The following is a 16,774-nucleotide window of genomic DNA, read 5'->3' as shown; positions in this document are numbered from 1 at the left end:
AATATTTTTTAATATCTAAATATAACTAATGGGAACTATATGCAAACTCAAACAAAACAAGCTCAAGCGTTAGTAGGAATTAAGGTTTTAGACTTGTCACGAGTATTGGCAGGCCCCTCGTGCACGCAAATACTGGCAGATTTAGGTGCAGAAGTTATTAAGGTTGAAAGACCAAAGACGGGGGATGAAACACGTCAATGGACACCGCCAAGCTTTATAGATAGTTATAGTGTGAATCATAATAATGACGATAATAATCTCGACGATGATAATAAATGTCATGATTCGATATCTGCCTACTATGCAACCGTCAATCGTAACAAAAAGTCTATAACGATTGATATGTCTAAACCAGAAGGTCAGAAATTAATTAAACAACTGGCATTAGATAGTGATGTACTGGTAGAAAATTTTAAAGTCGGCGGGCTGAAAAAGTACGGTTTGGATTACGACTCTATCAAAGAATTAAACCCAAAGCTAATTTACGCCTCATTGACTGGTTTTGGCCAAACTGGATCTGATGCTCATAAGCCGGGCTATGACTTTATTAGTCAAGGTTTGTCAGGAATTATGAGCCTTACTGGAGATCACGATGGTAAACCACACAAAGTCGGTGTGCCTGTTGTCGATTTATTTGCAGGTCTTGAGCTAACTATTGGGGTTCAAGCTGCTTTGCTGGCAAGACATCATACTGGCAAAGGTCAATTGGTTGATGTCTCTCTACTTGATAGTGCCATTTCAATGCTGGCAAATTACGGGATGAATTACTTAGCTTCTGGTATTACGCCTTCAAGGGTAGGAAATGCTCATCCTAGCATCTGCCCCTACCAAGTTTTTGAAAATGCGGATGGGAAACGCCTAATTCTTGCCTGTGGCAATGATAACCAGTTTGCAAAAACCTGTCAGGTATTAGAATTAAATATCCATAAAGACGAACGTTTCGCGACCAACCCGAAACGTGTGGAAAATTATGTTGAATTAACAGATATCTTAGCAAATAAATTTAAACTAAAAACTCGTGATGAGTGGCTCGATTTACTCCACAGCGCAGGCGTACCCTGTGGCCCTATTAATAACGTGGCAGAAGCTTTATCAATGCCGCAAGTCTTAGAACGCAATATGATAGTCAGCTTTAAAGACAGTCCTATACGAGTTTTAGGTAGTCCCATAAAATTATCTGATACCCCCGTACAATTCCACACGCCGCCCCCAAAACTTGGCGTTGACACTTTATCCGTCTTGCAAGACTTAGGGCTGAGCACAGAGGAAATAAAAACACTACAGTCAGATAATATTATTTGATAGCATCAAAAAAACGCTGGCATAAGCCAGCGTTTTAATCTTCAGTTTTATAAGCTCCAGTTCTATAAGGTTCAGTCTGTAAAATTTAATCGGTAAGTCTTAAATCGGTAAGTCTTAGTCTGGTAAGCACTAAGGTCTATGTTGGCGCCATTCACGACGTAATACAGAGAAGCTCTCAAAAGTTACCAATACAGTGGCAATCAAGATAATAATATCTAGAATGATAAGTAACCAGTTACCATCGGTATAGAAGCTCTTCAGTTGTAGAATCAGTGCAAAGATTGCCATGATTAACAAAAATGACAATGGCGCTAAGGTATACCAAACGGTTCTACCTTTACGTAACAAGATAACCGTGACAATCATTAGTGTCAATGCCGCCATTAATTGGTTGGTTGTACCAAATAGTGGCCAGATTAACATACCGCCTGACCCATCAATACCACCAGCACCAAAGGCAATTAATAGACAGCTACCCACGGCAAGTAATGTCGCTACCACACCTTTTCTAAGCACTGGCAAGTTGTAAACCTCACCAAACTCTTGGAAAATATAGCGCTGTAGACGCACCCCTGTATCCATTGTAGTGCCCGCGAATAAGGCGGCCATTACCGTTAAGATAGTTTGCGATAACACTACCTCAATACCCATACCAGCATTTAAGATCGCCGCGCCACCATCGATAAAGGCACCAACTGAACCATCACCGAACTTTTGATAGACGGCTTCCCAGTCCCTTAGGCTGGCGAAACCTGCGGTTGCTGCTAATATTGCGCCTAAGGCTAATAGACCTTCACCGACTGCACCGAAATAACCAACAAAGCGCACATCTTGCTCTTTATCAATCTGTTTTGAGGTGGTACCGGTTGCGACCAATCCGTGGAAACCAGATATCGCACCACAGGCTACAGTTACGAATAGTAGCGGTATAATCGATGGCGTATTAACTGGCAAGTTATGGTTAATTGCAGGCGCTACAACGTCTGGTGTTGCAATTAAAATCGCACCATATAGCAAAATCAAACCAACAAACAACTGCAAACCATTAATATAATCACGAGGCTGCAATAACATCCAAACGGGTAACAACGAGGCGATTGCTGCGTAGATGAATAAGAATAAAATCCATACCGCATTGTCAGGTAAACCCATGATGGTTTCTGGAATCACAATCGGGAACAGGGTGCCTAAATAGATAAGGCCATACAGCGCAATCACACCAAGTAAAGATACCAAAGGCAGATTCATCTTAAAGCGGTAAATACATTGCCCGATAATAAAGGCCACTACCAAAGCGCCCCATACTGGCAACACAGCGGTTGGGGTTTTAATCATCATATTAGCGATAACCACGCCGAATACCGCATTTACCATCAATAGCAGTAAGAAGATGACGACCATCATAAGTGCACGAACGCGGCCACCCATCACAGAGCCGGCAATTGAGCCAATAGACTGACCTTTGTTGCGCATACTGGCCCAAACCGCAGACATATCATGAATACCGGCCATAAAGATAGTACCAAATACTACCCATAATACAGCTGGCACCCAGCCCCAAATAACAGCGATTGCAGGGCCAATAATAGGTGCTGCGCCTGCTACTGAGGTAAAGTGATGCCCCCATAATACGTACTTATTGGTTGGTACATAATCAATCCCATCTTTCATCGTATGGGCAGGCGTGGGCGTAGAATCATCTAGCCTCAAAATATGTTTTGCAAAATATCTGGAGTAAAATAAATAGCCACATAGCATAGCTAATACCCCAAACAGTAAAATAATTGCACTGTTCATCTGTCGCTCCTTGGACATTCTAAATTTGTCATAACCTCATTGCAGCAACCCATCTTTCTTGACTTACAAGACAGATGTCGCATCTAAAAGCTAATAAAATTTAATGGGATTGCGGTAAAGTGAAAGATAAGCTCTAAACATCCTAATATTTATAACAGCATCCTTACTAAATGGTTAAAGCTTAATAACGCATTATAAAGAATAATAATAGGCTTAACCATTACCGTATTAGGGTGATACTCGAAAAATATAGTATCTTAGACCTGCTCTATTAATCGTATCTATACTATTTGCTGGCTAGTGCAATCATAGCTAAAGCATGGATATTGATTTAACAGTATTTATTTATTGCACAGAATAAAATTTTGTCTTTTAAACATCTTGAACAAACTGATAAGAATATATATGCTATTAAACCTTAAAGTCACTTAAAATTAAGTGGCTGTGCTATTTGAATGCTATTATCAATTCTCAATAAGAGCATTTAGTCACATTCAAACTTACTAATATATTGCCGTTAATTTTTTGCAACGGTGCTCGACTCACCCTACCTTATTTTTCAGTACTGTCATAAAAGGATTTAACATGACTAAATATTTCGGATTCAAACCAACGGACAAGCTTTCAAACATGATCGATCAGGCTGAACAAACCATTCAGTCAAACAGTGACGAACCTTACTATCCACTACGTAACGATATCTCACACCAGATTGGTCATGAAATTATCGATAGTTTGTTGGTTAATCTAATCAGCGTAATTCCTGATGAAGAACGCAAAGCAAAAATGAAAGGCATCGTCAACAAAATTGAGGGCGTAACCGACACTATGCTGAATATCTTACTTGGCAAAGACAGCAATAAAGAGGTCATGCCAAACTTTGATTATCTAAAAAATGAAACGGTTCATGAAGATAAGAATGGTGAGATGCGTATTGGCTTCGTTCTAGATGACGCGACTGCAAAAACAATTAATGATGGCTTTGATTCAGTAACTGAAGACTCAGTTGATAAAGAAAAATTGCAAGCAGCGTTAATGGCCATGAATCATGCAGTAATTGATCACTTTATTACTCGTTTTTCTGAGACCTTGCCACTGGGAATGTTCAAGCGTAAATCAATACCTGTCGCCAAAGCGGGAATTAATAAAGCACTTGAAATGGCTATCAATAAATTGTTCCCACAATTGCCACTTGATTCTTTAAACCGTCTGGTCGCCTTTTATAAGCCATTTATCTTTGAAAAGAAATAATATTTAGCCGTTATTGTTAACGAGATTGGCTCAAATTCGCGAATCCTGCTAAAATAACGCCTTTTACATCAAGATGTGACGCTATTATGAGCCAAATCAGCAACCAAGAAATCGAAAAAACACTGCGTAACTCAGAATGCTTAATCAGTAGTATTGAAGTCGCTGCTGCCTATGAGCGTTTGGCTGCCCAGTTAAACCTGCATTACGCCGGTCTTAATCCTATCGTGATGGTCGTGATGAATGGCGGATTAATTCCAGCCGGTCAACTTTTGACCCATCTAACCTTCTATCACCGTATGCATTATATTCATGCGACGCGCTACCGTGATAACCAAGGTACTAATGATTTGATGTGGGCATTTAAGCCAGATGTAGATATCGAAGGCGAGCATGTGTTGTTGATTGATGATATTTTTGATGAAGGCATCACTCTAAAGGCCATCGTTGAAGAGCTCAAGAAAGAAAACCCAGCGTCAGTTGACTGTTGTGTATTACTGAATAAAAATCATGATCGCAAAGTAAAAGGCTTTGAAGTTGACTTTGTTGGTTTAGATGTTGATGATAGATACGTCTATGGCTGTGGTATGGACTTCCATGGTTATCTGCGTCATCTGCCAGGCATCTATGCTATTAAAGAAGATAAAATCCCGAATTAAATAAACCTCTTAACCAAATAGATTTTATTTAATTTAAAAGCACCTAATCACTAGGTGCTTTTTTATATCTAAACTTTGGCGATTACGAAGAATACGAAGAATACGAAGAACTTACTTTGTGCTGATCAAATTGTAGTGCTAGACCAGTATAACGTTGCGTCGGCGTCTGGACAGCCTTTTGTAAGGCATGCTTGGTGCTGTAAATACTCACCTTTTGCTTTGCACGGGTTACCGCGGTATAAATCAGTTCTTTGCTAAGCAGTCGACTGTTGCTGTTATCAAAGGTAATTGCAACATGATCAAACTCGGATCCCTGCGACTTGTGAATGGTCATCGCATAAGCAGTGGCTATCAGCTCATCATTTAACAAATTGACGGCAATGCCTTGGGTTTTATTCTCAAAGAATACTTCGAGACGACTGCCCTCACCTTTCTGCTGAGTCTGCAAGCAGATACCTATATCTCCGTTGAACAGACCCAGTTCGTAATTGTTCTGTAGAACCATAACCGGTCTACCATGAAACCAAGGGCTTTTACCCAAAGGTAGCTTCAATTCCGTCATATGCCACCGAGTCAGGTAATCATTGATATTGTGATCACCCCACTCTCCGTTGTGCCCTGCTGTTAATATACGAAATTTATTAAACTCGTTCATAAGCTCTGAAATTGTATTGCTTACTTTTGTTGGCACAGATTTCGCTATTGGATTTATTAGTTGCAAATGAATTTTTTTTAAATATGAGGTGTAATTTTGGGTTAATTTTGATAATATCTCTTTATTGCTTAGGCTATTTTCTAATTGAGTATTAGAAGATACTTTTTTGTTTGCCTCTGTTCCAGAGTCTATAGAATTACCGCTTTGAATATTCACGCTTTGAAACTTTAATGCTTCATCGTTGTTTAATAATTGCCACACTTGATGCATATCTGCAACACTTTTATTAATTTCAGTAGCCAATTTACCAATACCAGAATCCGCATGGAAACGACGGCTCTCGGTCAGTTGGGCATGAACCGGTTGTAGCGCATCGATACGGCACAAATCAGAGAGCACCGCCCCAGCATCTACTGCAGCTAGTTGATTGGAATCACCTAATAAAATCAGGCGAGCGCCTGGCTTAATAGCACTAACCAGATAGTTAGCAAGCTCCACCCCAAGCATTGACGCTTCATCGACAATAACGATATCTTCACCCAAAGGGTTACTAGCATGGTAACGCGGTCTACCCTCTCTACCAATACCGAGCAAACGATGAATGGTCTTCGCTTCTTGTAGCTGTACTTCCACTTGCGCACTATCTAAAGCTTCTTGTAGTGACTCTTGCATACGCTGCGCGGCCTTCCCTGTGGGTGCCGATAAGGCAAGTCCAGCGCTGTCTGTGCTAAACCGAATGGCTGCGCCCTCCCCTAACGCTTGCTTTGCATTACTGTCTGCTTGGGCCTGCTGTAAAGCAATAACCAATTGCGCCACAGTATAAGTCTTACCGGTACCTGGCCCCCCAGTGATGATACTAAAAGCATTTTCATTGGCGACTTTAACTGCCTGCACCTGCTGAACATTAAGATTATCAGGAATATTAATATCTAATGGCTTAATAGACTGATTTAGGATGTTTTTTATGGTTTTAGCAAGGTTGAACTCCGCCTGCCAAGTTCGGTGTAACCAAAAAGTGATTTTGGTTTTTTGATTTATTTGACTGGTTTGATAGATGATGGGTGTTTGTTTTGAAATTATATTATTTTTGCTTAGGCTATTTTCTTTTTCTGTTTGTTGTATTAATAGTTGGGTAAAAAGCGGATGCTTATCGATATGCTGGATAAATTTGCTTAGGCTATTTTCTGTATTTGCTTCCCCTGAAACCTTCACTTTATTATTATAAAGCTGCATTAACTCATATAACTGCTGGACCAGTTTAAAACGTTCAACCAACTGTGCTTTACTGCTATTAGACAGATTTAACTGCAACCACAGCTGTGTGCCACGAGTGATTAAAATATTCAGTAAATTGAAGATAGGGTCACCGTTATCGAACTGTAACAGCTCACTCTCATTGTCACCTTGATTTTGTGTCACAGCTGCCAAAGCTGTGGCGCTATCAATCAAATCAAACAAAGGTGCGGCCAAGCTCTGTAATACATCGTGCTGCCAACCGTAAAGCGTCGCAACCTTACCCTCTACCCTACCTTGTAAGGCTAATTCACACTCTTCTTGGCGTAGCGTTAAAACGGTATGCCCTTCTTCCAATTGTTTAGCGAGCACCATAAATAAGGCTTTAAACAGATAACTGTCAGTCTCTACCAATTGTGCTGAGGTAGTCGTATCGCTTGGCTGAACATAAGCGGAATAAGTCTGAGCTCGGCGCTGTAAAATGTAGTCACTAATTGTGCCCGCCCAGCTCTCTTCAACACGAGTGTTAGCAGTATTATTATTGGTTTTCATTAAGTTATCAGACCTATAAATGGAGTTAAAATTTAAATCGTAATGGCTAAGAGCAATAGCTGTCCTTACTACTGAGGCTTACCGAACAGCTCGTCCAATGCTTTGACGAACTCAATGGGAATATCCCAAGTAACCAGTCCATAGCGAGTATTACTGCCAGCACTTTGAGTCTCTGCTGAAGGATTATAAGCCCCTCGTAAAAACACATACTCAACAGGACCTAGATACTTGGCCTCATTGCCTTTATAGTCAGCAATGCGCATGGATAAAAAGCGGTGCAGCGCCACTTGGTAAATCGCCGCTTGCAACCAGTAGCCGGCTTTGCTCATGGCCAACTTTAAGGTAGCTTCATCGTAATTGCTTAGGCTATCTCCTAAAAAGTTACTCTTATAATCCACCACATAAAACTTGCCAGCATGCTCATAAACCAAGTCAATTTCACCGCGCAGATAACGATACAATTGACTGCTGCTTTGGGCGGTTAGACGAATGTGTTTATCAACTTGATCAGGCAAATACTTTTCAAATAAGCTGTTAATTTGCTGCGCTTTAAAGGTTTCAGATAATCCCATATTAAAGCCCATCTCTGCAAAACGCTGCTTAGGTGAGATATTTACCAGCTTCTGTCCTGATGCAAGTAAGGGGGTATGCAGCACCTCATCAATCCATGTTATTAACGCTTGGTGCTGAAGCCCTTGCTCATCAATGTTGTAATTTTTAGTATTAGCGCCTTGTCTACTACCCTCTAAAATTCGCTTTTGATGGGCCACACTGGCATATACCAGAGGCAGCTGGTAGCCACTGACGGCTCTGTCTATCACCGCAGGCCATTGATCAGGATCAGTAAAATGTATCTTCTCAAATATCTCATGCAAAAACGTACCGGCATTAGCGCCTTTCACAAAGCTAAAACGAATGTCATCTACCGCTTTAATGGGTATATTATGATCGTCTGCCTGAGCACTTATAGCGGTATCGGACTCACTAATATCAATATAGGTAGCATCATCGATACGCTCATCAACCACAGCCATTGCCTGTGTTGACTCATCTAATTGACGTGCTAAAGCCGTAAAGCTGGTCTTGGCCCAACCATAGAAATAATTGACCCGCATCACATCGGAGAAGTCGTCGTATTTAATAGGCTCTATATCAGCCTCACCTTTGATAGCCCGCACGCTGTCTTGTGGGTTCTGAGTTTTAGTTTTAGCATAGTTGTCTTCATAAAACTCATGCACTTTTTGCCCACGCACCATACCAATTGTGTTTTTAAGCCTATCAGGTAGCTCAAACTTTGGCTCGGTTGAGTCAAACCAATAAAATACTGGCTTTAAATCAAACCCTTTCTTATCCTTGGGGTCTTGTAGCACGACATAAAGCAGCTCACTGGCACGGGTAAAAGCCACATAACCAAGACGACGAAACTCCTCGAAATCCTCCTGAGTCTCAATATCGGTGTAATAGCCTAGCGTGGTGGCAGAGTCCTTCACCGGTGAAAAACGGCGCGGATTACCAGATTGGCGTGCCAAAGCATTGGCGGATTGCTGGGCGTTATAGAGATACAACCCGTAGTCTTCTTTATTACCTGACTTGCGACTGGCACTTCCCATACCTAGCACATAGACGATGGGAAACTCCAAACCTTTTGATTTATGAATGGTCATCAGCTGCACACCAGACTCTGTAGGCAGTGGATACTGTTTGGCCCAGTCACTGTTGGGCGCAGCATCTATGTTTTGTCTAAACCATGCCAGCAGCTCATGTTCACCCATACCAATACCATATTGCGCCAAGATATCCATCACATGGCGCAAATCCATGATATATCGATCGCCTTCAGGGTGGGCAGCTAAAGCCTGCCAAACGCCTTGGGGCTGTACTGGGCTTTTATCTAGTAAATAATGCATGGCTGATAAGATGCCAAAATTCTGCCAGCGCTGAGCCCCTTCTTTAAGATAGCTGATAAAGTCTTGATAGCTTTTTTTGCTAGTATCAGCAAAGCTATCGTTACTGCTGACAATCCCTTTAACAGGCATCTCATCGCTTTGTGTAATGCCTGACTCATGATCAGTCATCATGGCTTTGACTTCTTTAATGCTCAGGCCATACAGATGGCTGGTCAGCACCCGATTGATCATGTCATGACGGTATGGATAGAGCATGGCGCTAAGCAAAGCTGCTACGTCTTCGGCCATGATAGTCTCAAAAATACTGACATCACTGGTAGTCAAAGTAGGCACATTTAATTTAACCAGTTCATTTTCTACCTGTTTTAAATCTTTTTTAGCACGTGCCAGCACCCCGATGTCGCTAGGCTGAATAGGCTTTCCTTTTAGGGTCTGACCACTGTTTAATAAAGCGGCAATATGACGGGCCGTGACTTCATGTTCATCGTATTCAAGATCATTATCATAAGGCAGATGCAGTAAGCTCACAGGTTTTGTAGAGAGCACGTCGGTGACTATATCAGGCTTAACTACTGATGGATCGTCTTGTGCAGAGGCGTGATTGCTTTTTAATTCATTAAACCAAGACAGTTGCTTCTCTAACTTGTCGGCAGTAATGTGTTGATAGTAAATTTGACTACCTAATTCAGCAAATTTATTGTCACCCGTTGCCGGTGTCGGCCTGCCAAACCAGCAGTTTAATGCCTCAATAACCCCTTCATTGGAACGGCGATTAGTATCTAACGTCCACAGGCTACTTTTATCAAATTGAGACTTCATGTAGTTGTAGTTGGCCACATCGCCTCCACGGAATCCATAAATCGCCTGTTTCGGATCCCCAACTAATAATAAAAACTCTTGATTAGACTTATTACTAGTTGACTGCTTAACTTCATTGCCTCCTTGCTGACGCTTATTTTTTGGTAAATAAATTCTTTCAATCATAATGGCTTGCTCGCCATTTATATCTTGTGATTCATCAATAAGTGCAACCGGATAGTGGTGACGAATATAACGTGCCAGCTTCTCTCCCTGACGACCAGTTAATGCCTGGTTAAGACGTACCATTTGCAAACTAAAAGTAGTCTCACCGCGCTCTTCTAAAATTACCGGTAATCTCTCGCGCACTGCCAATACGATATGACGGTTTAGATTGGCCAGTAATAATAAAACATGCTGATTTAGACCATCCATCTGATCCATAATTACCATTAATTGGCTGATGGTCTCTAGCTCAAAAAAAGTTTGGTGCTGCTTTTCTTTGTTCTTATTAAAGTTCTTTATTTTTCCGTCTTCATTAGGAAACTGAGCGTCTCTTAATGACCCTAGCAGCTTCTTAGCATCTGCACTTAAGTGGCTTTCAAAATTCAAACCTCTTTCGGAGATTACCTCATGAATCTCATTAATATACTCAAATCGAGTGTGTAAACTAGATCGACCATTAAACCCTTGTGACTTTCTATAATCAGGATTTAAATACGGCTTAATATCGCTCAAGTCCAGCTGAGAAAACGCTTCTATTAGCTCCTCAAATCCAGCAAAGTCAAAAGCTTCATTCAGCGATACCTCATCAATAGGCGCAGAAATAAAGTTAAGCGAGCGATTCACATACGACTTATGATCGCCAACTGCCGTCAGTTTACCTTGCTGCTCCATTAGGGCATACAGTTTCGGCTGCTCATGATACAAACGGCTTTGAAACTGACGCAACTCATCATGAATAATACTATCGGTCACCTGCTCAATATGACTATCCTCAATTATCGCCATACCTTGCTGATGACCGGTCTCACTACTGTATTCTGCCAACCATTTTTGCGCCAAGCTATCAAGTGTGCCCACAAACAGTTTATCAAGCGTGGTTAACACCAATGCGGTGCGGCGAATGGCATCTGTCATCGGATAACTGTATACATGATCTAGCAAATAACCCACCAAGTGTAAGTTAATTGGGTCCTTCATGACATCATCTAGACCGGCAAACTTAGCCTGTTCTATTAACCAACTGTCACGAGCTTCCTTGGCAGTGGCTTTTTGCTCTGCCTCTTGCTGTTTGTCATGCTCTATGTCTTGATTTAACTCATCGGCCCCGAGACTAACCTTTTTTGCATCTTCCTCTGTCTGATTGTCCTTACTGCCCTCAGGGGTGACTTGCAAGATAGCTGGGTATAAATTTTCTTTATTAGCTAGATCTGCACTTAGGTTATTGACCCATTGCAATAATTGATAGAAATTCACCAAACGATCATGAATACGCTGACGCATTTCTGCCGCTGCCGCGCGAGTAAAAGTGGTAGCAATGATTTGTTCAGGTGCACGCCGCGCTTCTATAAGCAAGCGCAGTACAATACCGGTTAACGTCCACGTTTTACCCGTCCCTGCTGAGGCCTCAATAAGGTGGCGGCCACTTAAAGCGACATCGACTGCAGGTACCACCTCTTTATTGTCCCCCTGATGTGCTTGAGTAGACGCATCTGTCGTAACGGATACATCCTCATCTTGCTGTGAGTATGGATAAGATGGGTATAATTTATTGGTATCGGTCATGTCTGTCATAAGGGGATATGCTTTTATTATTATCTATAAAGCCAAAGGGGCTGATCAAATTATCAAGAGATTAGCTTTAGCAAAATCAGCCTTCTAATCCATCAAGCGCAGCAAATAAAGGCTCATACAAAGGCTGAGCCAAGGCTGTTAAAGAAGCCGTTAATGCCTTAAACGCATCTTGATCACGTAGAATATATTGCCAAATGGCATGTTGCGAGCAAGTATCATATATCGTATCTGACGTATAATTTGGGAATAGCCACTCTGAGAAATCACCTCGTTTTGGCCAATAATCAGCACTCTCTTCTTCTTGAGCTTTTAGGCAATTGTCCAAATAACCAAATGCATACTCTGGCAATAAGGTAAGCGGTACTTGACCCGATAGCTTGGCGAAAACGGCCCATTTAATCAGCTCAATCACAGCATCTTCATAAACAACGGGACTTAGCTTATAGGCAGTCGCTTTTTCAAGCTTTTTAACTTTAGTGCCTGACTTATTAAAACGCCAAACACTCATGCCGTCATTTAACGCCACCTGCTCATCTGTGGTGTGTCTGGCCACCTGCCAATTCAGATGGGATAACCAAAACTTAAGCAAATGTCTGGGGCTAGCGGAGTTAGGTAAGATATTAAACCAATGCTTAGGCGACTGCTTGGCATACGACACGCCTGCCTTTAGATATGCGCCATCTTCATCAACCTGTATCGGTACCACACCTTTAATCTTAATCGTTTTCGGCAAAAAGGATAACAGTGTAGTCTCCCCTTTTTGATTAAACACACTTGCCAGTTCAATCTGTACGGGATGCTCGATAATGGGCGTAATAATTGGCAGCTCTGTGTTCGATTCTTCAATATCAACACCATTAACAATCAATTGTTCTTTAAAAGCCTTACACTGTTGTTGTAGCTTTTGCTGTTGATTGGGCAAGGTAGTATGGCGGGCTACCCCCGCAGGCATTATTTTTTGATACAGTAAAATTGGCCTGTCTTGAGATTTCGTATCTACCTGCTTCTCCAAATTATCCGAATCATCTAAGCTATCTGACTGATTAGCGACTGAAGCATTGGCTAATTCATGAATTAAATAGTCTTTAATCTGATAGGTGGTCAAGTTATCCAAAAACAGCGGCTCTTGGTTCGCCATTGCCTCCTCACCCTGTACGATATGCACCTGTTGTGTGCGCAAAAAGGCTTTGGCTGGGTGACGCACTTGATAAGCCAACACCCCTTCAACATCAATCTCACCAATATCAAATAAGGCTTGAGCCAAGGCTTTATTTTGTTCATTAGGATCTAGTTTGGCATCAATCGCTAATAAGTCATTCAGAGCGGCCAAGTTTTGAGAGTTGATATCTCCTAATTGACCTAACCCACTGCCTAATAGCTGAGCGATTGCCTGATAATGGGCTTGATTCGGTAATTTGACCAACTGCGGAAGTTCGCTAGAGTCTCTAGATTTTAGAGTGTGAAACACTGCCTGCCACAAAGGTGCTGGCGGGAACTGACGCTGCTGAGCCAGTTTGGTTTTTTGCATTGCTTTATCTAATATACCCTCTAAAGCATCAAAATCAGAAGGCTCTTTATTCGAGTCGTTTAAGTCAGTCGATGCTGCCTGCTGATTTGAGTCTTTATTTTTATTGCTTAGGCTATTTTCTCGTAAGGGTTCATGCTCTTTTAAACTCGTCTCAGACTCACTATCTTCTATCGCTTGCTCAAACAAACGCTTATCAAAAGGCAATGCTGGATGCTCGGTAACCAGCCACTGTTTGACCAGCTTAGGCAGATGACGTTTTAGACTTTCGGTGGTTGGGTCTACCAATTCTGGTAGACTATCGAGCGAATTGACCTGCCATTGCACCTCCCCTTGCAAGAATTGCAATAGCTCGCTGACTGGGTTGGCCGGCAAGTGCTCGTGGGTATCGGTCAGGCTTTGACCGTTATAAAATATCCAGCAAGCACTGCGCGCGCACAATAAGGCATCCAAGAACGCCCCATTGTCATCGTCCTCACTCACTCGGTCACCGCGGCGTGAAATAGTCGCTTTCATCAAATCATAACGATTATCACGGTCACGCGCTGGGAACTCAGAGAGGTTCATATTGAGCATGACCACCAAATCAAACGGCACATTTCTCAACGCCCCGAAGCGGCCGAAGGTAATCACGCCAGTTGGCTCAGCACTCACTTGCTGACTTTCAAGCTCCGCCTCAATACTATCGAGCATAAAGCTTAGCTTTAGCGGTAATTGCTCAACTCTCGCCAGCCTTTGCTCAACTTCTCGGTTATCGGAGTTATCACTACTGGCATATTGTCTATAATGACGGTTGGCGCGCAGGCTCGACTTAAAGCCGTTCATGGCGTTATAAATGGCGCGCATACTGCGGGTCTGGTCCACATCACCAAAATAACGATGAATCACTTGGCGCTCAATTTGATCGAGCCAATCCTCAGCTTTTAACTTTTGTTTGTGGTCATCACGGCGGGCAAGCAGGCCACTATAAATGCGGCACAGCGCTTCAATAATAGGCGCATCATTAAGACTTACCTCAGACAATGGCAAGCTCATCTCAGCAATCGCCGTACTTGGCCATTGCTGCGTCTCAAGCGGATACAGGCAGTCGCTCATTTGCGCTTCGGGCATAATTAGCCCCAAGGTTAATCTGTCTAACGCTTGGGCAAAGCTAAAGCGGTAATCAAAGTCATTACCATCTAACGTCTGCTTCAGATGCCACTCGTCAAAACCACGAATAAAGCCCGCCTCAACCAATAAATCACAGCCACGGCTCATCTGATCATGGGTCAAACCAAAGCTTTCGTATAGTGGCGGCAGCATTAACCAGTCTAATACTTCAGCAGCTTCAAAGCGGGCGCTGTCACTACCAAGTAGCTTATAGAACCCAATAATCGCCTCCCATAATTGACGAATGGAGGCATCAACCACACCCGTTACCTTTGCTGGTAGAGTCAGGCCATCTTGACCTTTACCATTAACAAAGATTGAGCTAATTAACGCATAATGACGCTCTACATCGGGTAGTAGCACCACGATATCTGAAATGTGACGCTTTTTTGCACCAGGCGGTAATGGCTCATTCAACCAGCGCCCAATCATAATGCGCAGCACCTCAAGTTGACGCTGCAGACTGTGGCACGAATGAATGCTTAGGCTATTATCTTGAGACGACATTGACCACAGGCGCTCTTTTTCAAAGCGTTTATTCTCAAGTACCTCATCTTCATACCAAGCAGCCGTGTCTAGATTCTTATCATTATCATGAGTGCTCGTTTCTGTATCAGCGTTATCATCAGAACTTAGTTCAATGTGATCACTAATGGCTTGTGACACTTTAACTGCAGTCGCTTGCTGCGTTGAGCGTTCATCAAGCATCAACACATCATTTTGCAAGCGTCTTAATAAACTGGTGCTGTTTTGGGTTTGAGAAGCTGAATCTTGCTCAAAGTCATTGATAAAATCCTCAGACAACTCAACGTCAAAATTATCCTGCCAATCCACAACCGCATCTTTATACAGCTCATTACCGGACAAATTAGCGAGCATGGCAAAGGTGTCTCGGGACTGCTTGCCCAGACGCGATAACAGACTATGCCCATAGTCACGTAAAAACACGCTTTCAGGGTTAATAATCTGCTGACGCTGTAACCACGACTTATCGACGATGTCCGCCCAAAACAGCTTAGAAGGGTTGTAGTGCAGTAACGTGATATCCATGTAAAGAGATAGACGCTGCAAAAAATAAAGCTCAGTCTGTGGCAGCTGCTGAATGGTAAAAATACGCAGTACTTTGGGTAACTGTTCGCGCTCGCCAGCCTTATCGCTCTCTAAAGCTTCCCAAAAGCTCTTTTCTAATTCAGCACGATACTGATGCACATCAGCGAACAGGTGCGACCACAGATAACGCTGAGCTGCTTCCAACTCAACATAATGATCAACCAACCATTCTGGGGTGCCGCGTGCATATTTATCAAAGCGCAAAGCTAAGGCATCTTTTTCTGCAATCAATGTGTCCACATCAAGTGGCTTATTATCCGACCACAGACTTAACCAATCCTCACGGTGGGTCAAATAACGGTTAAACACTCGTGCCAAATCACTTGCCAGCTGCCAAATCCTTGCATCTTGCTGCGCCTTATCCGGCTCAACGCCTTCTTGTGGCTCATCAATTAATGACGACAGCAGCGGATACACGGGATGCTTATCATCCTCGATAATAGTTTGCTGATAATAAGTGAGATAACCAAACAGACGCCACTGCATCACAGTCGGTGACAGCACCGCTACTTCAGGCACATTGAGCACAGTCTCATCAGGGTTATTTTGCAGTAGATAAGCATTGTGGCGACTTAACACATCTTGCATCAGCGTCCACTGATATTGACCCCAAAACTTAGTCATCACAAGGGTGCTGATACCAGCACGGCTAGCAATGGTTTTATCGAGCCAATCGCCCAAAACCATTGACGGCACAATAACCACAAAGGGATCAAAAATAGACTGCTGCACAGATTGATATTCGACCAGCAGTTCATCGACTAAGTTTTCGGTGCGATGCGATTGGATAATCTTGAACATAGAGGGTTTTTCTTTTTTTAGATGTTTTATAAGGAGCTGTGGGTATAAGCATAACTGATTATTTGCTTAAGAAAACCCTTGATTGATTTTAAACGTCAGCAACTGTCGTAAGTATTGCCATCAGAACCATTTCAGCGACTGATAAAGTCAATATAAGACCGCTTTACTATGTTTACTCAAGTAACAAAACTTTCACCTAACGCCATTGTGCGATAAGCTGTAGCTTATTCGCCTAAAATGA

Annotated in this window: 7 protein-coding genes; 3 read left to right on the top strand and 4 right to left on the bottom strand. The window is 42.4% G+C overall.

Features of this window, described 5'->3' with window-relative positions; translation table 11 throughout:
* Window positions 1-39: 39 nt before the first annotated feature.
* The gene (locus AC2SLM_RS03625; RefSeq protein ID WP_486552056.1) at window positions 40-1,302 is read left to right on the top strand and encodes a CaiB/BaiF CoA transferase family protein; all 1,263 of its coding nucleotides are present in this window, start codon (window positions 40-42) and stop codon (window positions 1,300-1,302) included.
* Window positions 1,303-1,431: 129 nt separating this feature from the next.
* Here AC2SLM_RS03625 and AC2SLM_RS03620 read toward each other — a convergent pair whose 3' ends face one another.
* A complete protein-coding gene (locus AC2SLM_RS03620; protein ID WP_486552054.1) occupies window positions 1,432-3,099 on the bottom strand; it encodes a carbon starvation CstA family protein in 1,668 nt (555 codons plus the stop codon).
* A gap of 585 nt (window positions 3,100-3,684) precedes the next feature.
* Here AC2SLM_RS03620 and AC2SLM_RS03615 point away from each other — a divergent pair.
* Together AC2SLM_RS03615 and AC2SLM_RS03610 are read left to right on the top strand one after the other, a co-directional pair.
* Window positions 3,685-4,350: a hypothetical protein gene (locus AC2SLM_RS03615; protein ID WP_486541047.1), complete on the top strand. Its 666-nt coding sequence runs from the start codon at window positions 3,685-3,687 to the stop codon at window positions 4,348-4,350.
* Between the two features lie 86 nt (window positions 4,351-4,436).
* On the top strand, window positions 4,437-5,006 hold the full coding sequence (locus tag AC2SLM_RS03610; protein ID WP_486541045.1) for a hypoxanthine-guanine phosphoribosyltransferase: 570 nt from the start codon (window positions 4,437-4,439) through the stop codon (window positions 5,004-5,006).
* An 82-nt stretch (window positions 5,007-5,088) separates the two neighbouring features.
* Here the strand turns inward: AC2SLM_RS03610 and recD are convergent, their stop codons facing one another.
* The 3 genes from recD to AC2SLM_RS03595 form a co-directional block, all read right to left on the bottom strand.
* Window positions 5,089-7,446 (bottom strand): exodeoxyribonuclease V subunit alpha, encoded by a 2,358-nt coding sequence (recD, locus tag AC2SLM_RS03605; protein WP_486552052.1) that lies wholly within the window; start codon window positions 7,444-7,446, stop codon window positions 5,089-5,091.
* Window positions 7,447-7,514: 68 nt separating this feature from the next.
* The gene (locus AC2SLM_RS03600; protein ID WP_486552051.1) at window positions 7,515-11,948 is read right to left on the bottom strand and encodes a UvrD-helicase domain-containing protein; all 4,434 of its coding nucleotides are present in this window, start codon (window positions 11,946-11,948) and stop codon (window positions 7,515-7,517) included.
* A gap of 76 nt (window positions 11,949-12,024) precedes the next feature.
* The gene (locus AC2SLM_RS03595) at window positions 12,025-16,533 is read right to left on the bottom strand and encodes an exodeoxyribonuclease V subunit gamma (protein ID WP_486552050.1); all 4,509 of its coding nucleotides are present in this window, start codon (window positions 16,531-16,533) and stop codon (window positions 12,025-12,027) included.
* Window positions 16,534-16,774 lie beyond the last annotated feature (241 nt).

This window comes from Psychrobacter sp. CX16, from assembly GCF_057396245.1.
The sequence above is the reverse complement of the archived record's forward strand: the minus strand, read 5'-3'. Positions and strand labels throughout refer to the sequence as shown.